This is a genomic window from Streptomyces sp. V3I8, assembly GCF_030817535.1.
Lineage (GTDB): Bacteria > Actinomycetota > Actinomycetes > Streptomycetales > Streptomycetaceae > Streptomyces.
In genome coordinates this window covers 5167792-5190071 of the sequence record NZ_JAUSZL010000002.1, presented here as the reverse complement: position 1 = coordinate 5190071, position 22280 = coordinate 5167792, and the positions used below count along the sequence as shown (strand labels likewise).

General features: G+C 73.0%; 20 protein-coding genes. 6 read left to right on the top strand and 14 right to left on the bottom strand.

Annotated elements, in window-relative coordinates; translation table 11 throughout:
* Nucleotides 1-177 precede the first annotated feature (177 nt).
* From QFZ75_RS23225 to QFZ75_RS23210, 4 genes are all read right to left on the bottom strand, one after another.
* Entirely contained in the window at nt 178-1536 is a 1359-nt protein-coding gene (locus QFZ75_RS23225) for an RNA polymerase sigma factor (protein WP_373465926.1), read from the bottom strand.
* A 40-nt stretch (nt 1537-1576) separates the two neighbouring features.
* The gene (locus tag QFZ75_RS23220; RefSeq protein ID WP_307539773.1) at nt 1577-1933 is read right to left on the bottom strand and encodes a YciI family protein; all 357 of its coding nucleotides are present in this window, start codon (nt 1931-1933) and stop codon (nt 1577-1579) included.
* A 158-nt stretch (nt 1934-2091) separates the two neighbouring features.
* Nucleotides 2092-3174: an LCP family protein gene (locus QFZ75_RS23215; protein WP_373465925.1), complete on the bottom strand. Its 1083-nt coding sequence runs from the start codon at nt 3172-3174 to the stop codon at nt 2092-2094.
* Nucleotides 3175-3258: 84 nt separating this feature from the next.
* Nucleotides 3259-4311 (bottom strand): LacI family DNA-binding transcriptional regulator, encoded by a 1053-nt coding sequence (locus QFZ75_RS23210; RefSeq protein ID WP_307539771.1) that lies wholly within the window; start codon nt 4309-4311, stop codon nt 3259-3261.
* A 143-nt stretch (nt 4312-4454) separates the two neighbouring features.
* On the opposite strand from QFZ75_RS23210, the gene QFZ75_RS23205 reads away from it, so the two are divergent.
* The 4 genes from QFZ75_RS23205 (at nt 4455) to QFZ75_RS23190 (ending at nt 10069) form a co-directional block, all read left to right on the top strand.
* Nucleotides 4455-5831, top strand: a complete 1377-nt coding sequence (locus tag QFZ75_RS23205; protein ID WP_307539770.1) for an ABC transporter substrate-binding protein — start codon at nt 4455-4457, stop codon at nt 5829-5831.
* Between the two features lie 125 nt (nt 5832-5956).
* Nucleotides 5957-6772, top strand: coding sequence for a carbohydrate ABC transporter permease (locus QFZ75_RS23200; RefSeq protein ID WP_373466056.1), 816 nt, complete (start codon nt 5957-5959; stop codon nt 6770-6772).
* Between the two features lie 4 nt (nt 6773-6776).
* Nucleotides 6777-7682, top strand: a complete 906-nt coding sequence (locus tag QFZ75_RS23195; protein WP_373465924.1) for a carbohydrate ABC transporter permease — start codon at nt 6777-6779, stop codon at nt 7680-7682.
* Nucleotides 7683-7708: 26 nt separating this feature from the next.
* Entirely contained in the window at nt 7709-10069 is a 2361-nt protein-coding gene (locus tag QFZ75_RS23190) for a glycoside hydrolase family 3 N-terminal domain-containing protein (protein ID WP_307539766.1), read from the top strand.
* A 56-nt stretch (nt 10070-10125) separates the two neighbouring features.
* Here QFZ75_RS23190 and QFZ75_RS23185 read toward each other — a convergent pair whose 3' ends face one another.
* Genes QFZ75_RS23185 through tsaB form a run of 4 tightly spaced genes read right to left on the bottom strand, consistent with a single transcriptional unit; the run spans nt 10126 to nt 12671 of the window.
* Nucleotides 10126-10383, bottom strand: a complete 258-nt coding sequence (locus QFZ75_RS23185; protein WP_307539764.1) for a hypothetical protein — start codon at nt 10381-10383, stop codon at nt 10126-10128.
* The gene (gene tsaD / locus QFZ75_RS23180; RefSeq protein ID WP_307539763.1) at nt 10380-11495 is read right to left on the bottom strand and encodes a tRNA (adenosine(37)-N6)-threonylcarbamoyltransferase complex transferase subunit TsaD; all 1116 of its coding nucleotides are present in this window, start codon (nt 11493-11495) and stop codon (nt 10380-10382) included. The genes QFZ75_RS23185 and tsaD overlap by 4 nt, the downstream gene beginning before the upstream one ends.
* A complete protein-coding gene (rimI, locus tag QFZ75_RS23175) occupies nt 11488-11991 on the bottom strand; it encodes a ribosomal protein S18-alanine N-acetyltransferase (protein WP_307544706.1) in 504 nt (167 codons plus the stop codon). Before rimI ends, tsaD begins: the two co-directional genes overlap by 8 nt.
* Before the next feature lie 20 nt (nt 11992-12011).
* Entirely contained in the window at nt 12012-12671 is a 660-nt protein-coding gene (gene tsaB, locus QFZ75_RS23170; RefSeq protein ID WP_307539761.1) for a tRNA (adenosine(37)-N6)-threonylcarbamoyltransferase complex dimerization subunit type 1 TsaB, read from the bottom strand.
* Nucleotides 12672-12848: 177 nt separating this feature from the next.
* Here tsaB and QFZ75_RS23165 point away from each other — a divergent pair, with 177 nt between their 5' ends.
* Nucleotides 12849-13403 carry a hypothetical protein gene (locus QFZ75_RS23165; protein WP_307539759.1) on the top strand — a complete coding sequence of 185 codons (555 nt, stop codon included), beginning with the start codon at nt 12849-12851 and terminating at the stop codon, nt 13401-13403.
* A 544-nt stretch (nt 13404-13947) separates the two neighbouring features.
* Here the strand turns inward: QFZ75_RS23165 and tsaE are convergent.
* The 4 genes from tsaE to QFZ75_RS23145 form a co-directional block, all read right to left on the bottom strand.
* Nucleotides 13948-14565, bottom strand: coding sequence for a tRNA (adenosine(37)-N6)-threonylcarbamoyltransferase complex ATPase subunit type 1 TsaE (tsaE, locus tag QFZ75_RS23160; protein ID WP_307539757.1), 618 nt, complete (start codon nt 14563-14565; stop codon nt 13948-13950).
* Entirely contained in the window at nt 14531-15781 is a 1251-nt protein-coding gene (locus QFZ75_RS23155) for an alpha/beta fold hydrolase (RefSeq protein ID WP_307539756.1), read from the bottom strand. Before QFZ75_RS23155 ends, tsaE begins: the two co-directional genes overlap by 35 nt.
* A gap of 137 nt (nt 15782-15918) precedes the next feature.
* Nucleotides 15919-17070, bottom strand: a complete 1152-nt coding sequence (gene alr, locus QFZ75_RS23150; protein ID WP_307539754.1) for an alanine racemase — start codon at nt 17068-17070, stop codon at nt 15919-15921.
* Nucleotides 17071-17179: 109 nt separating this feature from the next.
* Complete coding sequence (locus QFZ75_RS23145) at nt 17180-18613, bottom strand: NAD(P)H-hydrate dehydratase (RefSeq protein ID WP_307539752.1); 1434 nt, start codon at nt 18611-18613, stop codon at nt 17180-17182.
* A 268-nt stretch (nt 18614-18881) separates the two neighbouring features.
* On the opposite strand from QFZ75_RS23145, the gene QFZ75_RS23140 reads away from it, so the two are divergent.
* The gene (locus tag QFZ75_RS23140) at nt 18882-19790 is read left to right on the top strand and encodes a hypothetical protein (RefSeq protein WP_307539750.1); all 909 of its coding nucleotides are present in this window, start codon (nt 18882-18884) and stop codon (nt 19788-19790) included.
* A gap of 118 nt (nt 19791-19908) precedes the next feature.
* Here QFZ75_RS23140 and QFZ75_RS23135 read toward each other — a convergent pair whose 3' ends face one another.
* Complete coding sequence (locus QFZ75_RS23135; protein ID WP_307539748.1) at nt 19909-20280, bottom strand: holo-ACP synthase; 372 nt, start codon at nt 20278-20280, stop codon at nt 19909-19911.
* A gap of 91 nt (nt 20281-20371) precedes the next feature.
* The gene (gene glmS, locus QFZ75_RS23130; RefSeq protein WP_307539746.1) at nt 20372-22219 is read right to left on the bottom strand and encodes a glutamine--fructose-6-phosphate transaminase (isomerizing); all 1848 of its coding nucleotides are present in this window, start codon (nt 22217-22219) and stop codon (nt 20372-20374) included.
* Between the last annotated feature and the right edge of the window lie 61 nt (nt 22220-22280).

The following is a 22280-nucleotide window of genomic DNA, read 5'->3' as shown; positions in this document are numbered from 1 at the left end:
GCCGCACACCCTCCCGCCCGCACCCTCACACCGTGCCCGCCGCACACCCTCCCGCCCGCACCCTCACACCGTGCCCGCCGCACACCCTCCCGCCCGCACCCTCACACCGTGCCCGCCGCACACCCTCCCGCCCGCACCCTCACACCGTGCCCGCCGCACACCCTCCCGCCCGCACCCTCACACCGTGCCCGCCGCACACCCTCCCGCCCGCGCCAGCAGAAACTCCCGCTCCCGTCCGTTCCGCGCAAGCGAGGCCGCCCGCGCGAACTCGGCGGCGGCCTCCCCCGTACGCCCGAGCCGCGCCAGCAGGTCCCCCCGCACACTGGGCAGCAAGTGGTAGTCTCGCAGCGCCGGTTCACCCACGAGCGCGTCCACGAGTGCCAGCCCCGCCGCCGGCCCCTCGGCCATCGACACGGCGACGGCGCGGTTCAGCTCGACCACCGGGGACGGCGCCCGGACGGCGAGCAGACCGTACAGTGTCGCGATCCGCCCCCAGTCGGTCTCCTCGTACGTGTGGGCGTGCGCGTGACACGCGGCGATGGCGGCCTGCAGAACGTACGGCCCGGGCACACCCCCGACGCCACCCGCGGCACTCGCGCCGCCCGACCCGCCCGAGGAGGCGGCCTCCGCCCGGTCGAGCGCGGCGAACCCCCGCCGGACGAGGACCCGGTTCCAGCGCCCCCGGTGCTGCTCGGCGAGCAGCACCGGCTCCCCCGCGGGACCCACCCGCGCGGCCGACCGCGAGGCCTGCAGCTCCAACAGCGCGGCCAGCCCGTGCACTTCGGGCTCCTTGGGCATCAGCCCGGCCAGCACGCGAGCGAGCCGCAGGGCGTCCTCGCAGAGTGCCGGACGCAGCCAGTCGTCCCCGGCGGTGGCCGCGTACCCCTCGTTGAAGATCAGGTAGATGACCTCCAGCACGGAACCGAGCCGGGCCTCGCGTCCGGGCCCGTACGGCACCTCGAAGGGCACGCCCTTCGCGGCGAGCGTCCGCTTGGCGCGCACGATGCGCTGGGCGACAGTCTTCTCCGGTACGAGACAGGCGCGGGCGATCTCGGCGGTGGTGAGCCCGCCGAGCAGCCGCAGGGTGAGGGCGATGCGGGCCTCGGCGGACAGCACGGGGTGGCAGGCGGTGAAGACGAGCCGCAGCAGGTCGTCGTCGATGCCGTCCGGGTCGGCGGGCTCGTCGACATGGCCGTGCCCGTACCCGTGCGGCGCGGAGGTCTCCAGGTCGCGCCCCATCTCGGCGAGCTTGCGCGCGTACCGCTCCCGCCGCCGTACGAGGTCGATCGCCCGGTGCTTGGCGGTGGCCATGAGCCAGGCGCCGGGGTTGCCAGGCACCCCGTCCCGGGGCCACTGCTCCAGCGCCGCGACCAGCGCGTCCTGGGCGAGCTCCTCCGCGATCCCGACGTCGCGCACGATGCGGGCGACTCCGGCGATGATGCGGGGCGACTCGATGCGGAAGACGGTGTCGACGGTCAGGTCGGGATCGGGATCGGGACTCGGGCGGCCCGCCGGGCCGGGGGTGTCGGGTGTCACGCTCCCCCATGAGACACCCCGGGCCCCGTCAGGCCAAGGCTCAGCCCTCGACGATCTCCCGCACCTCGCAGGTCACCGTCCAGTGGGCCTCGTGGATCTGCAGGAACCGCTTGGACCACTCGACCGCCTCGGCCCGGTCCCTGGCCTGCAGCATCATGTACCCGCCGACGACCTCCTTGGTCTCGGTGAACGGCCCGTCGGTGACGGACAGCGCGCCGCCCTCCCAGCGCACCCGCGCGCCCTGCCCGGTCGGCGTCAGCCCGGAGGTGTCCAGCAGCACTCCGGCCTTGGTCATCTCCTCGATCAGCTCCCCCATCCGCTCCATGAGCGCGTCGCTGGGGCCCTCGGCGGGCGCGTTCTGCTCGTCGATACGGATCATCGAAAGGTAGCGGGGCATGACGACTCCCTGAGTCCTGGTGTACGGGGACGGGGCTCGCCCCCGCCTCTCACCCGAGCGTCGAACACGGCTCCCGGGAATCGACACGCCCGCCGGTCCTTCTCCAAAATTCCTTCAGGACTCCTCGGGGGCGCCTCCGTCCCGCCGTGCCTACGCCCTCATCTCAGCGACTCCCACAGCTTCCCCGCCTCCGGTTCCTCCGCCACCACGCGGTTGGGGTCGTACGGGGCCGGGACCACCGGCATCGTCACCGTCTCCGTGGTGGTGGAGGAGAGGGACTTGAGGCTCTGGCCCAGGTTCATCAGTTCGGTCAGGGAGTTGAGGCCGGTGTCCGTGGTGAGGCTGCTCGTGAGGGCGTCGGCGACCTTGTAGAGGCGGGTGGGGCTGGTCAGGAGGTCGGTGGCGGAGACCTGGTCCAGGAGCGCCTTCACCAGTTTCTGCTGGAGGCCTATGCGGCCGAGGTCGCTGCCGTCGCCTATGCCGTGCCTCGTACGGGCCAGCGCCAGGGCGTCGGTACCGTCCAGGTGGTGGGTGCCCGCGTCCAGTTCGAGGTGGCTGTCCTCGTCGGAGATGTCCTCCTCCGTCGTCACCGTGACCCCGCCCAGTGCGTCCACCAGGTCCGCGAAACCGGCGAAGTCGATCTCGATGTAGTGGTCCATGCGGACGTCCGTCATCGCCTCCACCGTCTTGACGGCGCACACCGGCCCGCCCAGCGAGTACGCGCTGTTGAACATCACGCCGTTCGCCCGCGACGTCGTGCCGCCCGAGGGCAGCGGGCAGGAGGGGCGGGTGACGAGGGTGTCGCGCGGGATGCTCACCACGGTCGCCTGCGAACGGCCCTCGTCGACGTGGAAGATCATCGCCGTGTCGGAGCGGGCGCCCTCGCTGCTGCCGCCGCCGAGCGCCTTGTTGCGCTCGCCGCCGCGCGAGTCCGAGCCGAGGACCAGGATGTTGAGCGCGCCGCTGGGCAGGGGGCTCTCGGAGGCCGTCGGGGTCGTCATCGCCCTGGCCGGGCGGTTGTCGCCGAGCGCGCTGTCGATGTCGACGCTCTTGATGTTGTGGTTCAGGTGCCAGTAGGCCCAGGCGGCCCCGGCCAGGGAGACGACGAGTGCGCAGCCGGCGACGACGCCCGCCGCCCTGAACAGCCGTGACCGGCCCGACCACCACGGCCGCCGTCCTTCGCCGGGTATCGCGGCGTCCTCGCCCCCGGACCCGTCTTCTCCGCCCACGCCAACGCTCACAGGGAGAACGTAAGTCCGAATTATTACAAGGAACAACAACTTCGCGGCTTTACTTCGGAAACTCTCAGATTTCGTTCAGAATTCTCAGCCCGGGATCTTCGAAACTTTCGACTCGGCCGGCGGGGCCGTGCTGCTGCGGACCACCAGGCTCGTGGCCAGTTCCACCCGGGTCGCCGCCGAGGGACGCTCCGAGCGGCCCAGGTCCAGGACGAGCCGGGCCGCCGCCTCGGCCATCTCCGTGAGCGGCTGGCGCACGGTGGTGAGCGGCGGGCCGACCCAGCGGGCCACCGGCAGGTCGTCGAAACCGACGATGCTGAGGTCCTCCGGCACGCGCAGGCCCAGCTCACGGGCGGCCTCGTACAGGCCGAGGGCCTGGAGGTCGTTGCCCGCGAAGACGGCGGTCGGGCGGTCCGGCAGCCTCAGCAGTTCGAGCCCCGCCCGGTAGCCGCTCTCGTGGTGGAAGTCGCCGGTGCGCACGAGCGCCGGGTCGGCCGGCAGCCCCGCCGTGTCCAGCGCGGCCCGGTACCCGTCGAGCCGGGCCCGGCTGCACATCATCCGCGAGGGCCCGCTGATCACGCCGATGCGCCGGTGCCCGAGGTCCGCCAGATGCCGGGTCGCGGCGAGTCCGCCCTGCCAGTTGGTGGCACCGACGGACGGCACGTCGTCACCGGGGTCGCCCGCCGGGTCGACCACCACGAACGGGATGGAGCGGCTGGTCAGCAGCGCCCGCTGGGACTCGTCGAGCCCGCTGAGGACGAGCACGACCCCGTACGGGCGGCGGGCGGCGACCTGGTCGGCCCAGGTGCGCCCGGGCGTGAGCCGCCCCGCGCTCTCGGACAGGACCACGCTCAGCCCCTCGTCCCGCGCCACGTTCTCCACCCCCCGGATGACCTCCATCGCCCACGCGCTCTCCAGTTCGTGGAAGACGAGGTCGATGAGCGGCGACCGGGACGCCTCGGCCCGGCGGCGCCGGTAGCCGTGCCGGCGCAGCAGTTCCTCCACCCGGCTGCGGGTCGACGGGGCCACATCGGCGCGGCCGTTGAGCACCTTCGAAACAGTCGGAGCCGAGACCCCGGCCTCGCGGGCGATCTCAGCAAGCGTCGCTGACTGGGCTACGGCGGGATTCGGGCGAGTCATGAACGCGATCGTATCCCTGCGCAACCTCTTGACGAAGACCCTCGGTCGCCATACGTTCCCGGAACATTCGAAATACCACCCGAAACATTCGTGACGCGAGTGCGCCGCACAGGCGAGCGTGCCGCAGAAGAAGAGGTGCTGTCATGGAGTCGATCACTGGGCGGTCCAACGGCGGGCGGCCCACGGGCGCAGGCGCGGACGGCGGCCTGAGCGGCCGCGCGTTCAGCAGGCGCTGGATCCTGGGCGCCGGTGCCACCACCCTCCTCACCACCGGACTCACCGCCTGCGGCTCCGACAGCGACTCCGGCGGGGGCGGCGGCACCCTCACCGCCTTCGTGTACGGGGACGACGCGGTGAAGGTCCAGCAGGCCGCCGTCGACCGCTTCAACAAGTCCGCCGCCGCCGAGTCGGCCAAGGGCAAGGTGAAGCTGGAGAGGATTCCGGGCGCGGAGTACCCGGCCAAGCTCCGCACCGCGATGGGCTCCCCGAGCGCCCCCGACATCTTCTTCAACTGGGGCGGCGGGTCCATCAGGGACTACCAGGAGGCGAAGCAGGTCCTCGACCTGACCGACACCATCGAGAACGACCCGGCCCTCAAGTCCGCCTTCCTGCCCTCGGTGCTCGCGGCGGGCGGACTCGGCGGCCGCAACTACGGGATACCGATGCGCGGCATGCAGCCGGTCATCCTCTTCTACAACAAGTCCCTCTTCGCCGAGCACAAGCTGCAGCCGCCCACCACCTGGGCCCAGTTGCAGGACGTCAACGCGAAACTGAAGAAGGCGAAGATCACCCCGTTCGCGCTCGGCGGCGCGGACACCTGGCCCGAGCTGATGTGGCTGGAGTACCTCGTCGACCGCATCGGCGGCCCGGAGGTCTTCGCGAAGATCCAGGAGGGCGACGCGTCCGGCTGGGGCGACCCGGCCGTCCTGAAGGCCGCCGAGACGGTCCGGGAGCTCATCGACGACGGCGCCTTCGGCTCGAAGTTCAGCTCGGTCGCGTACACCAACGGCGGCGCCCCGGCGGTCTTCGCCAAGGGCAAGGCGGCGATGCACCTGATGGGGTCGTGGGAGTACTCGACGCAGCTGGGCAAGTTCCCGTCCTTCGCGAAGAACAACCTGGGCTGGTGCGCGTTCCCCACGGTCGAGGGCGGCAGGGGCGACATCCGCAACGTCGTCGGCAACCCCACCAACTACTGGTCGGTCAACACCCGCGCGGGGAACAAGGACGCCGCCATCGCCTTCCTGAAGGACTGCGCCTCGGAGACGTACGCCAAGGCGCTGGTCGCCAACGGCGACATCCCGACGACCTCCGGCGCGGCCGAACTGCTGGAGGCCTCGCCCAACCCGGAGTTCGCGAAGTTCCAGTACGAGATGGTCGAGAAGGCGCCCGCCTTCACGCTCTCCTGGGACCAGGCGGTCGGCTCGAAGACGGCGACCCCGATGCTCACCGAGATCAACAAGCTGTTCGTGGGGAAGTCCTCGCCGAGCGAGTTCGTGTCGGCGCTCAAGGAGCTGAAGTGAGCGCACCGAGCCCCGTGAAGGCCCCGGCGGACAGCCGGGCCGCGCGGCGCGGACCGTCCGAGGGGGCGGTGCGGCCACGGCGCCCCGCGGCCTCCGCCGCCGGCCGCCCGCACGCCGCCTGGGCCCTGCCCGCCGTCGTGTTCTTCACGTTCTTCGCCGTGGTCCCGATGGGCCTGGCCTTCTACCTCTCCTTCACCAGCTGGGACGGCCTCGGCGACCCGCGGCCCGTCGGCCTCGACAACTGGCGCAAGCTCCTCGACGACGACCGGATGCTCCAGTCCCTGTGGCTCACGGTCCTGCTGACGGCGGTGAGCTGGGTCTTCCAGACGGTGGCCGCGCTGCTGCTCGGTGTCTGGGCGGCGGGCCGCCAGCGCAACCGGGCGGTGCTGTCCGCGATCTTCTTCGTCCCGTTCCTGCTGTCCTCGACGGCGATCGCGCTGCTCTTCTACGCCCTGCTCGACCCGAACTTCGGCATCATCCAGAAGAACACCCTCGGCTCCTCCAGCGGCGCGTTCCTCGCGATCGTGTTCGTCGGCGGCTGGCAGTTCATCCCCTTCCACACCCTGCTCTACCAGGGCGGGGCCCGGCAGATACCCGAGGTGCTCTACCAGGCGGCGGCGATCGACGGAGCGGGCCGGTACCGCCAGTTCCTCTCGATCACGCTTCCGCAGCTGCGCCACACCATCACGACGTCCACGGTCCTGATGGTCGTCGGCTCGCTCACGTACTTCGAGACCGTGCTGATCCTCACCAAGGGCGGCCCGGGCACCGACACCGCGGTCCTGCCGTACCTGATGTACGAGGCGGGCTTCAAGAGCTACGACTTCGGCTACGCGAGTGCCATCGCGACCTTCCTGGTGCTGGCCGCCACCGGCCTGTCCCTGATCCTCGTGCGGCTGACCGGCTTCGGCGGCATGCGCAGTACCCGTGAAGGGATGTGACGCAGTGTCACACGATACGTTGCCGCGTCCGCGCCCCGTGAAGAGCGACGAGCCTCCCGCCGGGCCGTCCCCGCGCGGCCGCCGCCGGCACCGGACGAAGCGCGCCAACCCGCTCGCGGGGCTCGGCTCCGTCCTGTGGCTCGTGGTCGTGATCGTCCCGATCTACGCGATGCTGTCGGCCTCGCTCACCAGCCAGGACAAGGCGCTCACCGGCAACCCGCTGTCCCCGCCCACCAGCCCGACGCTCGACAACTACAACACCGTGCTGCACAGCGGCTTCGGCCACCTGCTCGCCAACACGGTGATCGTGGCCGTCGCGGTCGTGGCGATCGTCCTCGGCCTCTGCGTCCCGCTCGCGTACGTCGCCGTCCGCACCCGCAACCGCTGGTCGGGCCTGGCCTTCCGGCTCTTCCTGCTCGGCGTCGCGATCCCGGCCCAGGCGGTCGTCGTCCCCCTGTACCTGCTGATCGCGAAACTCGACCTGTACGACAGCCTGCTCGCGGTCATCCTGCCGACGGCGGCCTTCGCCATGCCGGTCTCGGTGCTCGTCCTGGTGGGCACCCTGCGGGACGTCTCGGAGGAGCTGTACGAGGCGATGGCCCTGGACGGCGCCTCACCGCAGCGGATGCTGTTCCAGCTGGCCGTCCCGATGGCCAAGGGCGGCATCAGCACCGTCGTCATCTACTCGGCGCTGCAGGCCTGGAACGGCTTCCTCTTCCCGCTGATCTTCACCCAGTCCGACGAACCGCGCGTCCTGACCCTCGGGCTCTTCAACTACGTCAGCCAGTTCGGCGTGAACATCCCCGCCCTGCTGGCCTCGGTCGTCCTCTCCGGCGTCCCGATCTTCGCCGTCTACCTGGTGGCCCGCCGCGCCCTGGTCGGCGGCCTGATGGGCGTGGGCGGAAAGTGAACCCACTCGACTCTGACAGGAGTTCCATGACCACCGCCCCTTGGCGTGATCCCGCACTGCCCGCCGAGGCCCGGGTCGACGACCTGCTGGCCCGGATGACCCTGGAGGAGAAGGCCGCCCAGCTGTACGGCGTGTGGGTGGGCGCCGCCACGGACGGCGACGGGGTGGCCCCGCACCAGGCCGAGATGACCTCGGACCTCGACTGGGACGAGGTGATCACCCACGGGCTGGGCCAGCTCACCCGCTCGTTCGGGACGGCCCCGGTGGACCCCGCCCTGGGCGCGCGGGCGCTGGCCCTCGCCCAGCGCCGGATCAGCGCGGCGGGCCGTTTCGGCATCCCGGCCGTCGCCCACGAGGAGTGCCTGGCCGGCTTCACCGCGTGGGGCGCCACCGCGTACCCCGTCCCGCTGGCCTGGGGCGCGTCCTTCGACCCGGACCTGGTGGAGGAGACGGCCCGCAGGATCGGCCACGACCTCGCGTCCGTCGGCGTCCACCAGGGCCTCGCCCCCGTCCTGGACGTCGTACGGGACCTGCGGTGGGGCAGGGTCGAGGAGACCATCGGCGAGGACCCGTACCTCGTCGGCACGATCGGCGCGGCCTACGTCCGCGGGCTGGAGTCCGCCGGGATCGTCGCCACGCTCAAGCACTTCGCCGGGTACGCGTCCTCGGCGGGCGCCCGCAACCTCGCGCCCGTACGGGCCGGGATGCGCGAGTTCGCCGACATCACGCTGCCCCCGTTCGAGTTCGCGCTGCGCGAGGGCGGGGCCCGGTCGGTCATGGCGGCCTACACGGACACGGACGGGGTGCCCGCGACCGCGGACCCGTACCTGCTGACCGAACTCCTGCGGGAGCGCTGGGGGTTCACCGGAACCGTCGTCAGCGACTACTTCGGCGTCGGCTTCCTGAAGACCCTGCACCGGGTCGCGGGCACCGAGGCGCAGGCCGCCCACGCGGCCCTGGCCGCGGGCGTGGACGTCGAACTGCCGACGGTCCACTGCTACGGGGACCCGCTGGCCGGGGCCGTACGGGCCGGTGACGTCCCGGAGTCCGTGGTGGACCGGGCCGCCGCCCGGGTCCTCCTCCAGAAGTGCGAGCTGGGGCTGCTGGACGAGGACTGGAGCCCGGAGCCCACGGGCCCGATCGACCTGGACTCGACCGCGAACCGGGAGCTGGCCCGCCGCCTGGCCGAGGAGTCCGTGGTCCTGCTCACCAACCCGGCCGGCCTGCTCCCCCTCGCCCCCGACACCCGGATCGCCGTGGTCGGCCCGCGGGCGTCGGACGCGCTGGCCATGCTGGGCTGCTACTCGTTCCCGTCCCACGTGGGCGTCAACCACCCGGCCCTGCCGATGGGCATCGAGATCCCCACGCTGCTGGAGTCCCTGCGCACCGAACTCCCGGACGCCAAGCTGACGTTCACCGAGGGCTGCGACACCACGGGCCCGGACACCTCCGGCTTCGGGGAGGCCGTCGCGCGCACCACCGAGGCGGACGTCTGCGTGGCCGTGCTGGGCGACCGGGCGGGCCTCTTCGGCCGGGGCACGTCGGGCGAGGGCTGCGACGTGGCGGACCTGCAACTACCGGGCGTACAGGCCGAGTTGCTGGACGCACTGACGGCGACGGACACCCCGGTCGTGCTCGTCCTGCTCACCGGCCGCCCGTACGCGCTGGGCCGCTGGCACGACCGGCTGGCCGCCACGGTCCAGGCGTTCTTCCCCGGCGAGGAGGGCGGCTCCGCGGTGGCGGGCGTCCTGTCGGGCCGGGTGAACCCCTCGGGCCGGCTCCCGGTGAGCGTCCCGCGGGCCCCGGGCGGCCAGCCGTGGACCTATCTCCAGCCCCCGCTGGGCCTGGCCGGCGAGGTGAGCAGCCTGGACCCGACCCCGCTCCACCCCTTCGGGCACGGCCTGTCGTACACGGACTTCACCTGGGAGAACGCGACCGGGACCCCTGCGGAGCCGGAGACGGAACCAGGAACCGGGCCGGAGACAGGGACGGAGCCGGGACCGGAGATCGGCACGGACGGCTCGTACGACGTCTCGGTCACCGTCCGCAACACCGGCTCCCTCGGGGGCACGGAGGTCGTCCAGCTCTACCTGCACGACCCGGTGGCCTCCGTGACCCGCCCCGACGTACGCCTGATCGGCTACCGGCGCCTGGAACTGGCGCCGGGCGCGGCGCGCCGGGTGACCTTCCGCTTCCACGCCGATCTCTCGGCGTTCACCGACCGTTCGGGCCGGCGGGTGGTCGAGCCGGGCGAGCTGCAACTGCGGTTGGCGGCGTCCAGCGCGGACGTACGGCACACGGCGCGGCTGACCCTCACGGGACCGGTCCGCGTACTGGGCCCGGACCGGCGGCTGCGGTGCGAGACAGAGGTGTCGGAGGCGGGCTGACCCCGGCGCGGGGACGGGGGGACGCGGGGGCACAAGTCCGTGGGAGTGTGCCCCCGTCAGTCCTGCGGTACCGGTTCGAAGCGCCAGCGGTGTGCCGGCCGTGCGACCAGGTCGCCGCCAGGTTCCGGCAGTTCGGGCAGCTCGGCGTCGTACGCCGCGTCCCACCAGGTGATGACGAGCACGCGGTCCTGCGGGGCCCGGAGGATCTCCCGGCGCAGCGGCGTCCCGGGCAGTTCCTGCGCCCGGACCCAGGCGAGGAGTTCCGCGCCCCGCCCCTCGGCGGCCCGCGCCTCCCACATCAGCGCGACGGTCACGGGTACAGGTTCCCCTCGCCGGCCTCGTGCACGTGATCGTGGGTGTGCGCGTGCTCGCCGGAGTGGCCGCGCCCCGGCACGTGCGGGTCGGTGACCGGCAGCGACGAGTCCGCCGACAGGTCCCAGTCGGAGGCGGCCCGCCCGCGGGCCACCATCTCGGCGCCGAGCGCGGCGACCATCGCCCCGTTGTCCGTGCACAGCTTCGGCCGCGGCACCCGGAGCTTGATCCCCGCGGCCTCGCACCGCTCCTGGGCCAGCACCCGCAACCGCGAGTTGGCGGCCACCCCGCCACCGATCATCAGGTGGTCGACACCCTCGTCACGGCAGGCCCGTACCGCCTTGCGTGTCAGCACGTCCACCACCGCCTCCTGGAAGGACGCGGCCACGTCCCGCACCGGCACCTCCTCGCCCGCCGCCCGCCTGGCCTCGATCCACCGCGCCACGGCGGTCTTCAGCCCGGAGAAGGAGAAGTCGTACGCGGCGTCGCGCGGCCCGGTGAGCCCGCGCGGGAAGGAGATCGCGTCCGGGTCGCCCTCCTTCGCGTACCGGTCGATGACCGGCCCGCCCGGGAACCCGAGGTTCAGCACGCGGGCGATCTTGTCGAAGGCCTCGCCGGCCGCGTCGTCGATGGTCGCGCCCATCGGCCGTACGTCGCTCGTGATGTCCGAGGACAGCAGCAGCGAGGAGTGCCCGCCGGAGACGAGCAGCGCCATCGTCGGCTCGGGCAGCGGGCCGTGCTCCAGCTGGTCCACACAGATGTGGGACGCCAGGTGGTTGACGCCGTACAGCGGCTTCCCCAGTGCGTACGCGTACGCCTTCGCCGCCGAGACCCCCACCAGCAGCGCACCCGCGAGTCCGGGCCCGGCGGTGACGGAGATGCCGTCGAGGTCGCGGGCGGCGACCCCGGCCTCCTTCAGCGCCCGCTCGATGGTCGGCACCATCGCCTCCAGGTGCGCGCGGGAGGCGACCTCCGGCACGACCCCGCCGAAGCGCGCGTGCTCGTCGACGCTCGACGCGATGGCGTCGGCGAGCAGGGTCGTGCCCCGGACGATGCCGACACCGGTCTCGTCGCAGGAGGTCTCGATGCCGAGGACGAGAGGTTCGTCAGCCATTGATCTCGGTTCCTTGTACGGAAGTTGACGGGTCGTTGAGGCGCATCACGAGGGCGTCCACGTTTCCCGGCTGGTAGTAGCCGCGCCGGAAGCCGATCGGCTCGAAGCCGAAGCGCTCGTAGAGCTTCTGGGCGCGGATGTTGTCGACCCGGCACTCCAGCAGCACCTCGGTGCACTCGAAGGCGGTCGCGGCCCGCAGCAGTTCGGTCAGCAGCAGCGCGCCGAGCCCGGTGCCCCAGTGCTCCCGGGCGACGGCGATGGTCTGCACGTCACCGGCCTCCCCGGCGGCGGCGAGTCCCGCGTACCCGACGATCCGCCGGCCCTCCCCGGGCTCGGCGCCGAACTCGGCCCCGGCCTCGGCCACGACGTACCGCCGGGTCGCCGCGGGCCCGCGCGCGTGGGCCAGGTCGGACCAGAACATGCCCCGCGACCAGGCGTCCTCGGGGAAGAGGTCCTTCTCCAGCTCCAGTACGGGCTCGATGTCCCACCAGCGCATCTCGCGCAGCACCGCGGTCGTCACTTGGGGGTGACCACCTTGTAGTTCTTGGGCACCTGGGCGTCGGGCCGGCGCAGATAGAGGGGCCGGGGCGCCTCCAGTTCCTCGCCCGCCGCAAGCCGCTCCGCCGCCAGGGACGCGAGCGCGGCGGCCGAGACGTGCTCGGGGGCGCGGGCGTCCGGGAAGGTGTCGGGGTAGAGGAGCGCGCCGGCGCCGACGGCGGGCAGCCCGCCGATGTCCAGCTCGCCGGGCCGGTCCACGGCCGGCTCGGTGACCCGGGTACGGGCGTCGGCGTACCGCGCCCAGTAGACCTCCTTGCGCCGGGCGTCGGTCGCCACGACGAAGGGGCCGTCGACCTCGCCCTCCACCCCGGCGGCGTACGCGAGGCCGTCCAGCGTGCACACTCCGTGCACGGGGACGCCGAGCGCGAGCCCGAAGGTGTCGGCGGTCATCAGGCCGACCCTGAGCCCGGTGTACGGGCCGGGGCCCACGCCGACGACGACGCCGGTGACGGAGTCGAGCCGCAGCCCGGCCTCGGTGAGCACCCGGTCGACGGCCGGCAGGAGCAGTTCCCCGTGCCGACGCGCGTCCACCTGGCTGGAGGCGGCGACGACGGACATCCCGTCGTGCAGCGCGACGGTGACGGCGGGGGTGGCGGTATCCAGAGCGAGCAAGAGCACGCGAACAGCCTACGGCGCCCGGACCCGGCGCACGGCCGCCTCAATCCGGCAGGCACTTCCTGCTAACGTCACACCGGCACAACACGGACAAATGCACGGACATGCGTACGGGTATGCGCACGGACGCATCCGCACGGACACATGCCGCACGGACCGTACGAGAGGTGGGCACGCAAGGTGGTTCGGAGCAGCTCGGGAATCGTGGCCGGGCTCACCGCGACGGCATTCGCCGTGATCGGCTTCCTCACCTACCAGGCATCGGCGAACGCGCCGGACGACCTGGCCTCGCCGCCGGCCTCCGAGTCCTCGGCCGCCGCCGCTCCGAAGGCCCCGCGGGACAGCCGGCACCCGACGGCGCTGCCCGCCGGGTCGGGCACCGGGCGGCGGGTCGTCTACTCGCTGGACGACGACCGGGTGTGGCTGGTCGGCCAGGGGGGCGGCGTCGAGCGGACGTTCCGGGTCAGCCCCGGCACGGTGGACCCGCCGCCGGACCGGTACGCCGTCTCCTCGCGCTCCGCCACCATCGTCGGCACGGACGGGGTGGCCGTCGAGCACGTGGTCCGCTTCGCGGGTCTGGACGGCGTCGCGATCGGCTTCAGCGCCGCGTCCGACGGCACGGTCGCACCCCCGGACCCCACCAGGAAACTGGGCGCCATCAGGGAATCGAGGGAGGACGGCACACAGATGTGGACCTTCGCCACCATCGGCACCCAGGTCACAGTGATCAAGTAGCACCCACGGGGCGCCCCTCAGGGACGCGGGGAACCACGCAGTCCTTTCGCCCCTCAGGGACGCGGGGAACTGCGCAGTCCTTTCGCCCTTCAGGGGCGCGGGGAACTGCGCGACCAGCCACAGCGAACCCGCGGAATCCACCCGGCCAGAGCCCCGCGAGGGAACCGCGAGGAAACCGCTAGGCGGCCCGCCGCTCCTCCCGCACGGACCCGACGGACCCACCCGGCTCCACACCCCCGCCGGGGGCGGCCGGCGGCGAGGAGACAGCCCGCACGAACCCCCCTACGGCCAGCAGTTCCGCCACGGAGACCCGAGGAGCATCAGGAACCCCAGGACCCTCGGAAACCGCACCCACACGCGAAGGACCACGTTCCGACGACGTCACGGCGACCTCCTACCGGCTCCGGGAGCAGACGTGGTTAGGTAGACCTAACCAACTCCTCCGCCCATGTCACCACGCCGGACCCGCCGGACGCAACATCTTCCCGACACCCTGTCGGAACGTTGGGACGAACCTACAAACACAGGCCGGCCGACGGCTCGGTCAGCCGGCGAGCCCGGCCAGCTCCACGGAACGCCACCGCTCCCCCACGCCGCGGAGCGTCACCCGCCGGACCTCGTCCGTCGTGTCCCCCTCCGCCCGGTGGATCAGCACGTGCAGCCGGTCGTCCGTCAACTCCTCGACCTTGCCCTCACCCCATTCGACGACGACGACGGAGTCGGACAGCGACACGTCGAGGTCGAGGTCCTCCATCTCGTCGAGTCCGCCACCCAGCCGGTAGGCGTCCACGTGGACCAGCGGCGGCCCGTCACCGAGGGACGGGTGCACGCGGGCGATCACGAAGGTCGGCGAGGTGACCGCGCCCCGGACACCGAGCCCTTCGCCGAGCCCGCGCGTCAGGGTGGTCTTGCCCGCGCCCAGTTCGCCGGTGAGCATCACGAGGTCCCCGGCCCGCAGCAGCCCGGCGAGCCCGCGCCCCAGCTCCCGCATCCGCTCGGGCGAGGTGACGGTCAGCTCGGCCGTGGCGCCGGCCCGGAGGGAGTCGGCCCGGGGAGGGCCGGGCCGGGAAGAACCGGCCCGGGGGGAGGACGTCGAGGAGGCCGGACGCTCCGGCGCTCCCAGGGGGTCAACCGCGTCGTGCGGTGCTGCTGGTGCTTCCATAACCGCCCACGGTAGCCCCTGCCGGGACGGCACCGACGCGGGTGAGCAGGTCGGCGAGCCGGTCCGTGACGGCCTCCGGATGCTCCAGCATCACGAGGTGCCCGGCGTCCGGCACGAGCACCAGTTCGGCGTCCGGCAGCAGGCCGGCGATGGACTCGCTGTGCTCGCTGGGCGTCACCAGGTCCTTGACCCCGGCCAGTACGAGCACGGGCAGGTCGGCGAACCGGGCGAGCGCCGCGGTCTTGTCGTGGTCGGTGAAGGCCGGGTAGAACTCGGCGACCACGTCGATCGGCGTGCCCTCGATCAGCCGTTCGGCGAACCGCGCGACCGCCGGGTCGACGTCCCTGGACGCGAACGAGTACCGCTTGATGATCCCGGCGAACAGATCGGCGGTGGCCCGGCGCCCGCGCTCCACCAGCTCGGCCCGCTGCCCCAGCGCCTTCAGCACACCGGGCAGCACCCGCCGCACCGCGTTGACGCCTGCGACGGGCAGCCCGAAGTTGACCTCGCCGAGCCGCCCGGACGACGTCCCGACCAGGGCCACGCCGACCACGCGCTCGCGGATCAGGTCGGGGTACTGGTCGGCCAGGGCCATCATCGTCATGCCGCCCATCGAGTGGCCGACGAGCACGAGCGGGCCCTGGGGCGCGGCCGCGTCGATGACGGCCTTCAGGTCCCGGCCCAGCTGGTCGATGGTGACCGGCATGCCGTCCTCGGCCTGGGCCACGCCCCGCCCGGACCGGCCGTGGCTGCGCTGGTCCCAGTGGACGGTCCGCACGACCCCGCGCAGCGCGGCCCGCTGGAAGTGCCAGGAGTCCTGGCTGAGGCAGTAGCCGTGGCTGAAGACGACGGTGACCGGGGCCGGCGCCCTGCGGCCGAAGAGCCGGCGGCGGCGCGGGGCCAGGGTCTCGTCGACCTCCACCTCGTCGATCTCGTAGTACAGCTCGGTGCCGTCGTCCGCGGACGCCTTGCCCGGCGTACCGCGCAGCGCCCCGTACGGGCCGGCCGAGTCGAGGGCGAGCCGCGCCTTCCTGCGCATGCCGCGGCCGACCGTGAGCCGCTCTATGGCGACTCCGGCGGCGGCGCCCGCGGCGACCACGCCTATCGCGGCGCCGGCGACGCCCGCCCGGCGCCAGTTCGCGGGCCCGGCCGCGGAGACGGCCGAGGATGCGGCCGCGGCCACCTCCACCGCTGTCTCCGCCCTGCTCTCGCTCACGAACCGCTCCTCTTCGCCGGGTCCTGCCCACGTCTGCCACTGCGTCTGCCGTTACGTCTGCCGGTGCACCTGCCGGTGCGCCTGCCCCTGCCGCCGGTACGACGACCGGTACGACGACCGACTACCCCACTTGTTCCTCATTCACGTTGTTCCTCGTCCACATAGACGCGCGGCACGCGGGTTCCGATGCGGGTGACGATCTCGTACGCGATCGTGCCGGCGGCCCGGGCCCAGTCCTCGGCGGTCGGCTCCCCGTGGTCGCCGGGCCCAAACAGGACCGCCCGGTCGCCGGCCGACGGCTCGTCCCCGCCGAGGTCGACCGCGAACTGGTCCATCGCGACCCGCCCCGCGACCGTCCGCCACTTGCCGCCCACCAGGACCGGGCCGGTGCCGGAGGCGTGGCGCGGGACGCCGTCCGCGTACCCGACGGGCACCAGGCCGAGGGTCGTGTCGCCGGTCGTGACGTAGCGGTGTCCGTAACTGACGCCGTGGCCCGCCGGCACGTGCTTCACCAGCGCGAGCGACGCCCACAGCGTCATCACGGGACGCAGTCCGAGGTCGTCGGGGGTGCCCAGCTCGGGGCTCGGCGAGATGCCGTACGTGGCGATCCCGGTCCGTACGAGGTCGAAGTGGGTCTCGGGGAGCGTGAGGGTGGCGGGCGAGTTGGCGATGTGCCGCACCTCCGGGCGCAGGCCCTGCCCCTCGGCGTGGGCCAGCATCTCGCGGAAGACGGTGAGCTGCGCCTGGATGGAGGGGTGGCCCGGCTCGTCGGCGCAGGCGAAGTGGGACCAGAGACCGGTGACGGCCACCAGGCCCTCCACCTCGGCCCGCCGTGCCTCGGCGACCAGTTCGGGCCAGTCGGCGGGCGGGCAGCCGCCCCGGCCCAGACCGGTGTCGGCCTTGAGCTGGACGCGGGCGGTACGCCCCGTCGCCCGCGCCGCCCCTACGGCCTCCCGCAGGGCCCACAGCCCGCTGATCCCCAGGTCCAGGCCGGCCTCGACGGCTTCCCGCCACGGGCCGCCCGGCGTCCACAGCCAGCACATGATCCGGCCCGGCAGGCCGGCCGCGCGCAGGGCGAGGGCCTCTTCGGGGGTGGCCGTGCCCAGCCAGGTCGCACCCGCGTCGAGGGCCGCGCGGGCGCAGGGCACGGCTCCGTGTCCGTACGCGTCGGACTTGACCACCGTCATGACGGCGGCGGCCGGTGCCGTGGCGCGCAGGGTCCGCACGTTGGCCCGCAGGGCGGCCAGGTCGATCTCCGCGCGGGCACGCGCGGGTGCTGTCTCAGTCATCGCGCCCAGTCTCTCAGAGGGGCCGCGGGGTTCCGGGAGGGGTCAGAGGGTTCGGCAGGCCCTTCGCGCGCCCGTTTCCGGCAGACTCTTCGCGTGCCCGTCCGCACCCTCAGCCCGTGACGTCCCGCCAGGCCTCGCGGACCGCCTCGGCCACGTCGTGCGCCCCCACGGGCGCCCCGCCGGCCGCGCGCCGTCCCGCGAGTCCGTGGAGGTACGCCGCCACGCTGCCGGCGTCCGGCGCGTCGAGCCCGGCGGCCAGCAGCGACCCGGCCAGCCCGGACAGCACGTCCCCGCTGCCCGCGGTGGCCAGCCAGCCGGTGCCGGTGGAGTTCACCCGCACGGGGCCGTCGCCGGGGGAGGCGACGAGGGTCGTCGACCCCTTCAGCAGGACGGTCGCCCCGTACCGCTCGGCGAGCTCCCGTACGGACGCGAGCCGCGCGCCCTCGACCTCCTCGCGCGGGACGCCGAGCAGGGCGGCGGCCTCTCCGGCGTGCGGGGTGAGCAGCGTGGGCGCCCGCCGGGCCCGTACGGCGCCGCGGTCCGCGAGCCGCAGGCCGTCGGCGTCCACGAGCACGGGTACGTCGGCCTCCAGCACGGCCGCGACGGTGCCGGCGTCGTCCCCGGCGCCGGGGCCCACGACCCAGGCCTGCACCCGGCCTGCTTCCTGCGGCCTCCCCGTCGACACCAGCGTCTCGGGGAACCGGGCGAGCACCGCGTCCCCGGCGGGCCCGACGTACCGCACGGCGCCGGCGCCGCCCCGCAGGGCTCCGGCGACGGCCAGCACGGCCGCGCCGGGATAGCGGGAGGACCCGGCCGCGATGCCCACGACGCCGCGCCGGTACTTGTCGCTCCCGGCACCGGGTACGGGCAGCAGGGCCGCCACGTCGGCGTGCTGCAGTGCTTCCAGTTCGGCCTCGCCGGGGAGCGCGAGCCCGATGTCGACGAGCCGCACGGACCCGGCGTACTCGCGCGCCGGGTCGACGAGCAGGCCGGGCTTGTGGGCGCCGAAAGTGACGGTCAGGTCGGCCCGTACGGCGGCGCCGCGCACCTCACCGGTACCGGCCTCGACGCCGCTGGGCAGGTCGACGGCGACGACGGCGGCACGGGTCTCGCCGACCACGTCGACGAGCGCGGCGGCGTCGGGACGCAGGCCGCCCTTGCCGCCGATCCCGACGATGCCGTCGACGACGAGGTCGGCGCGGCGCAGCGCCGCCTCCGCCGTCTCCGGCCCGCGCACCGCCCTCCCCCCGGCGCGGCGCAGGGCCGCGAGCCCGCCGGGGTGGGTGCGGTCGGGGGCGAGCAGGACGGCGGTGACGCCGGCGCCGCGCTTCGCCAGGCGGGCACCGGCGTACAGGGCGTCGGCGCCGTTGTCACCGCTGCCGACGAGCAGCACGACACGGCTGCCGTAGACCTTCCCCAGCACATCGGCACAGGCGGCGGCGAGCCCGGCGGCCGCCCGCTGCATCAACGTCCCGTCCGGAAGCCGCGCCATCAGCTCGCGCTCGGCGGCCCTGACCATCTCCACGCTGTACGCAGTACGCATGGCACGAGTGTCCCGCACGGGCTGCACACGCGGGCCGGCCACCGACGGCGGCCCGGGACAGCGAGTCCGCTCCTGTCCGACTTGCGGCGCCTGCACCCGATGTTGGCTGAAACATCAACTCACCACAGCCGAAAGGCAGTTGTCGTAGATCCTTCTGATTGGCAGACTCGCCTCGCCGACGGAAAGACACGAACAAGTGTGCGAATGCATGCGCGGAAACATCACGTCGGCGAACGGAGCTCACCGCATCCCACCAGGGGGAACATCCATGAACCTCAGCCTGCCCAGAGGCATCCTGGGCCGCGCCACCGCCACCCTCGCGCTGGCACTGGCCATGGCCACCGGCACCACCGGCCTGCTCTCCGGCACCGAAGCGCACGCCCTGCCCGTCACCGAGGGCTCCTTCGGCTTCGGCGGCGACGAGGGCGACTACATCAGCGGCGGCCGGTCCTACGCCTACGAGGCGTCCCAGGACCGTATGAACGTCTTCGGCAACACCGACAACGGGGTGGTCACCGTCTCCGTCGACGGAGCCAACGGCGACTGGTGGACCCTGAACCTCGCGGCGCCGTCCGGCGAGACCCTGGCTCCCGGGACCTACACGGGAGCCACCCGTTACCCGTTCAACGAGGGGACCGAACCGGGCCTGTCGCTCAGCGGCAACGGCCGCGGCTGCAACCAGCTCACCGGTGCCTTCACCATCTCCGCGGTGGAGTTCGGCCCCCAGGGCTACGTGAAGAATCTCGACGCCACCTTCGTGCAGCACTGCGAGGGAGGCACCCCGGCCGCGCGCGGCGAGGTCCACATCGAGAACCCGGCCCCGCCGGCCGAACTCGGCCTGGACCTCGGCATCGCCCTGGACGGCACCGCGAGCTCCCTCAACGGCAAGGCCACCTTCCACGGCACGGTGAGCTGCAACAAGCCGGTGCGGGTGACCGTGACGGGCGACGTCACGCAGGTGAAGAAGCGGGACCTCATCCGCGGTTCCTTCTCCACGTCGGTGTCCTGCACCCCGGGCACCCCGGTCGCCTGGACCGGTACGGCCGTGCCCACCGGCTCGGTCCCCTTCCAGAAGGGGGACGTCGAGGTCGAGGGCCACGCGACGGCGACGGACCCCGACTACGACCAGCCGTTGACGGTCGGCGAGACGGTGGCGGTCCGCCTCACCCGGGTCTGACCTCCACGTCCTGACGTACGGCCGCAGCCGCACCACCCGGCCCGGGTGGTGCGGCTGCGGCACCCGGACCACACATCTCCACACCATCTGCGACGACCTCCGAGGGACGCGCGGAGCGTCACCCCTCCGCGATCACCACCGCCGAGGCGACCCCCGCGTCATGGCTCAGCGAGACGTGCCAGGAGCGCACGCCGAGTTCCGCCGCGCGGGCGGCCACGGTCCCCGTGACCCGCAGGCGCGGCTGCCCGCTCTCCTCGACGTAGACCTCGGCATCGGTCCAGCGCAGCCCCCCGGGCGCACCGAGCGCCTTGGCCAGCGCCTCCTTGGCGGCGAAGCGGGCGGCGAGGGAGGCGACCCCCCGCCGCTCCCCGCCGGGCAGCAGCAACTCGCTCCGCAGGAACAGCCGCTCGGCCATCCCGGCCGTCCGCTCCAGCGACGTGGCGAACCGCTCGATCTCGGCCACGTCGATCCCGACCCCGATGATGCTCACCAGGGCACCTTACGACCCGCCCGGCCAGGGCCACCCTCACCTTCCCGGCCGGAGCCTTCGCCCCCTTCGTCGACGCCCTCAGGAGCGCGGGCTACTCCACCGTCACCGACTTCGCCAGGTTGCGCGGCTGGTCCACCTCGTTGCCCCGGGCCGTGGCCAGCTCGCAGGCGAAGACCTGCAGCGGCACCGTCGCCACCAGCGGCTGCAGCAGCACCGGCGTGGCGGGGATACGGATCAGGTGGTCCGCGTAGGGGACCACCGTCTCGTCGTCCTCCTCCGCGATCACGATCGTCCGCGCACCCCGCGCCCGGATCTCCTGGATGTTGGACACGATCTTGTCGTGGAGCACGGACCGCCCCTTGGGTGACGGCACCACCACGACCACCGGCAGGTCCTCCTCGATCAGGGCGATCGGCCCGTGCTTCAGCTCGCCCGCCGCGAAGCCCTCGGCGTGCATGTACGCGAGTTCCTTCAGCTTCAGCGCGCCCTCCAGGGCGACGGGATGGCCCACGTGCCGGCCCAGGAACAGCACGGTGTCGTGGGAGGCCAGCGACCGCGCAAGCTCCCGTACCGGCTCCATCGTCTCCAGGACGCGCTCGACGTCCTCCGCGATGCGGGACAGGTCGCGTACGACGGCCCGGATCTCGTCGCCCCACTTCGTGCCGCGCACCTGCCCCAGGTACAGCGCCACGAGGTAGCAGGCCACGAGCTGCGTCAGGAACGCCTTCGTCGAGGCGACCGCCACCTCGGGCCCGGCGTGCGTGTAGAGGACGGCGTCCGACTCGCGCGGGATCGTCGAGCCGTTGGTGTTGCAGACGGCCAGCACCTTGGCGCCCTGCTCCCGGGCGTGCCGCAGGGCCATCAGCGTGTCCATGGTCTCGCCGGACTGCGAGATGGCGATGACCAGCGTCCGCGCGTCCAGGATCGGGTCCCGGTAGCGGAATTCGCTCGCGAGCTCGACCTCGCAGGGGATGCGGGTCCAGTGCTCGATGGCGTACTTGGCGATGAGCCCGGCGTGGAAGGCGGTCCCGCAGGCCACCACCACGACCTTGTCGACCTCCCGGAGTGTCCCGGGAGAGATCCGTACCTCGTCCAGTGTCAGCGAGCCGCTCGCGTCGATCCGCCCGAGCAGCGTGTCGGCGACCGCCTTGGGCTGCTCGGCGATCTCCTTGAGCATGAAGTAGTCGTAGCCGCCCTTCTCGGCGGCGGACACGTCCCAGTCGACGTGGTACGAGCGCGTCTCGGCCGGTGCCCCGTCGAACCCGGTGACGTGCACCCCGTCGCGCCGCAGCTCGACCACCTGGTCCTGCCCGAGCTCGATCGCGGATCGCGTGTGCGCGATGAACGCGGCCACGTCCGAGGCGAGGAAGGCCTCGTCCTCGCCGACGCCCACGACGAGCGGTGAGTTGCGGCGCGCGCCGACGACCACGTCCGGTTCGTCGGCGTGGGCGGCCACCAGGGTGAAGGCCCCTTCGAGGCGCCGGCACACCAGCCGCATGGCCTCCGCCAGGTCGGCGCACGCGGAGAACTCCTCGGCGAGCAGGTGCGCGACGACCTCGGTGTCGGTCTCGGAGGTCAGCGCGTGCCCGCGCTCGGCCAGCTCGGCCCGCAGGGCGGCGAAGTTCTCGATGATGCCGTTGTGGACGACCGCGACGCGTCCCGCGTTGTCGAGATGCGGATGCGCGTTCGTGTCGGTGGGCCCGCCGTGGGTGGCCCACCGCGTGTGCCCGATCCCCGTCGAACCGGTCGGCAACGGCCGCTCGACCAGCTCCTTCTCCAGGTTGGCGAGCTTGCCGGCCTTCTTCGCGGCGGCCATCCCGCCGTCCGCGAGCACCGCGACGCCCGCCGAGTCGTAGCCCCGGTACTCCAGCCGCTTCAGTCCGGCCACCACGACATCGAGCGCCGGCTGCGACCCCACGTATCCCACGATTCCGCACATGCACGGCAGCCTAAGCGCGGACGCCCGCCCGACCGGGGCACCGCGTGCCCGATACCGGAAA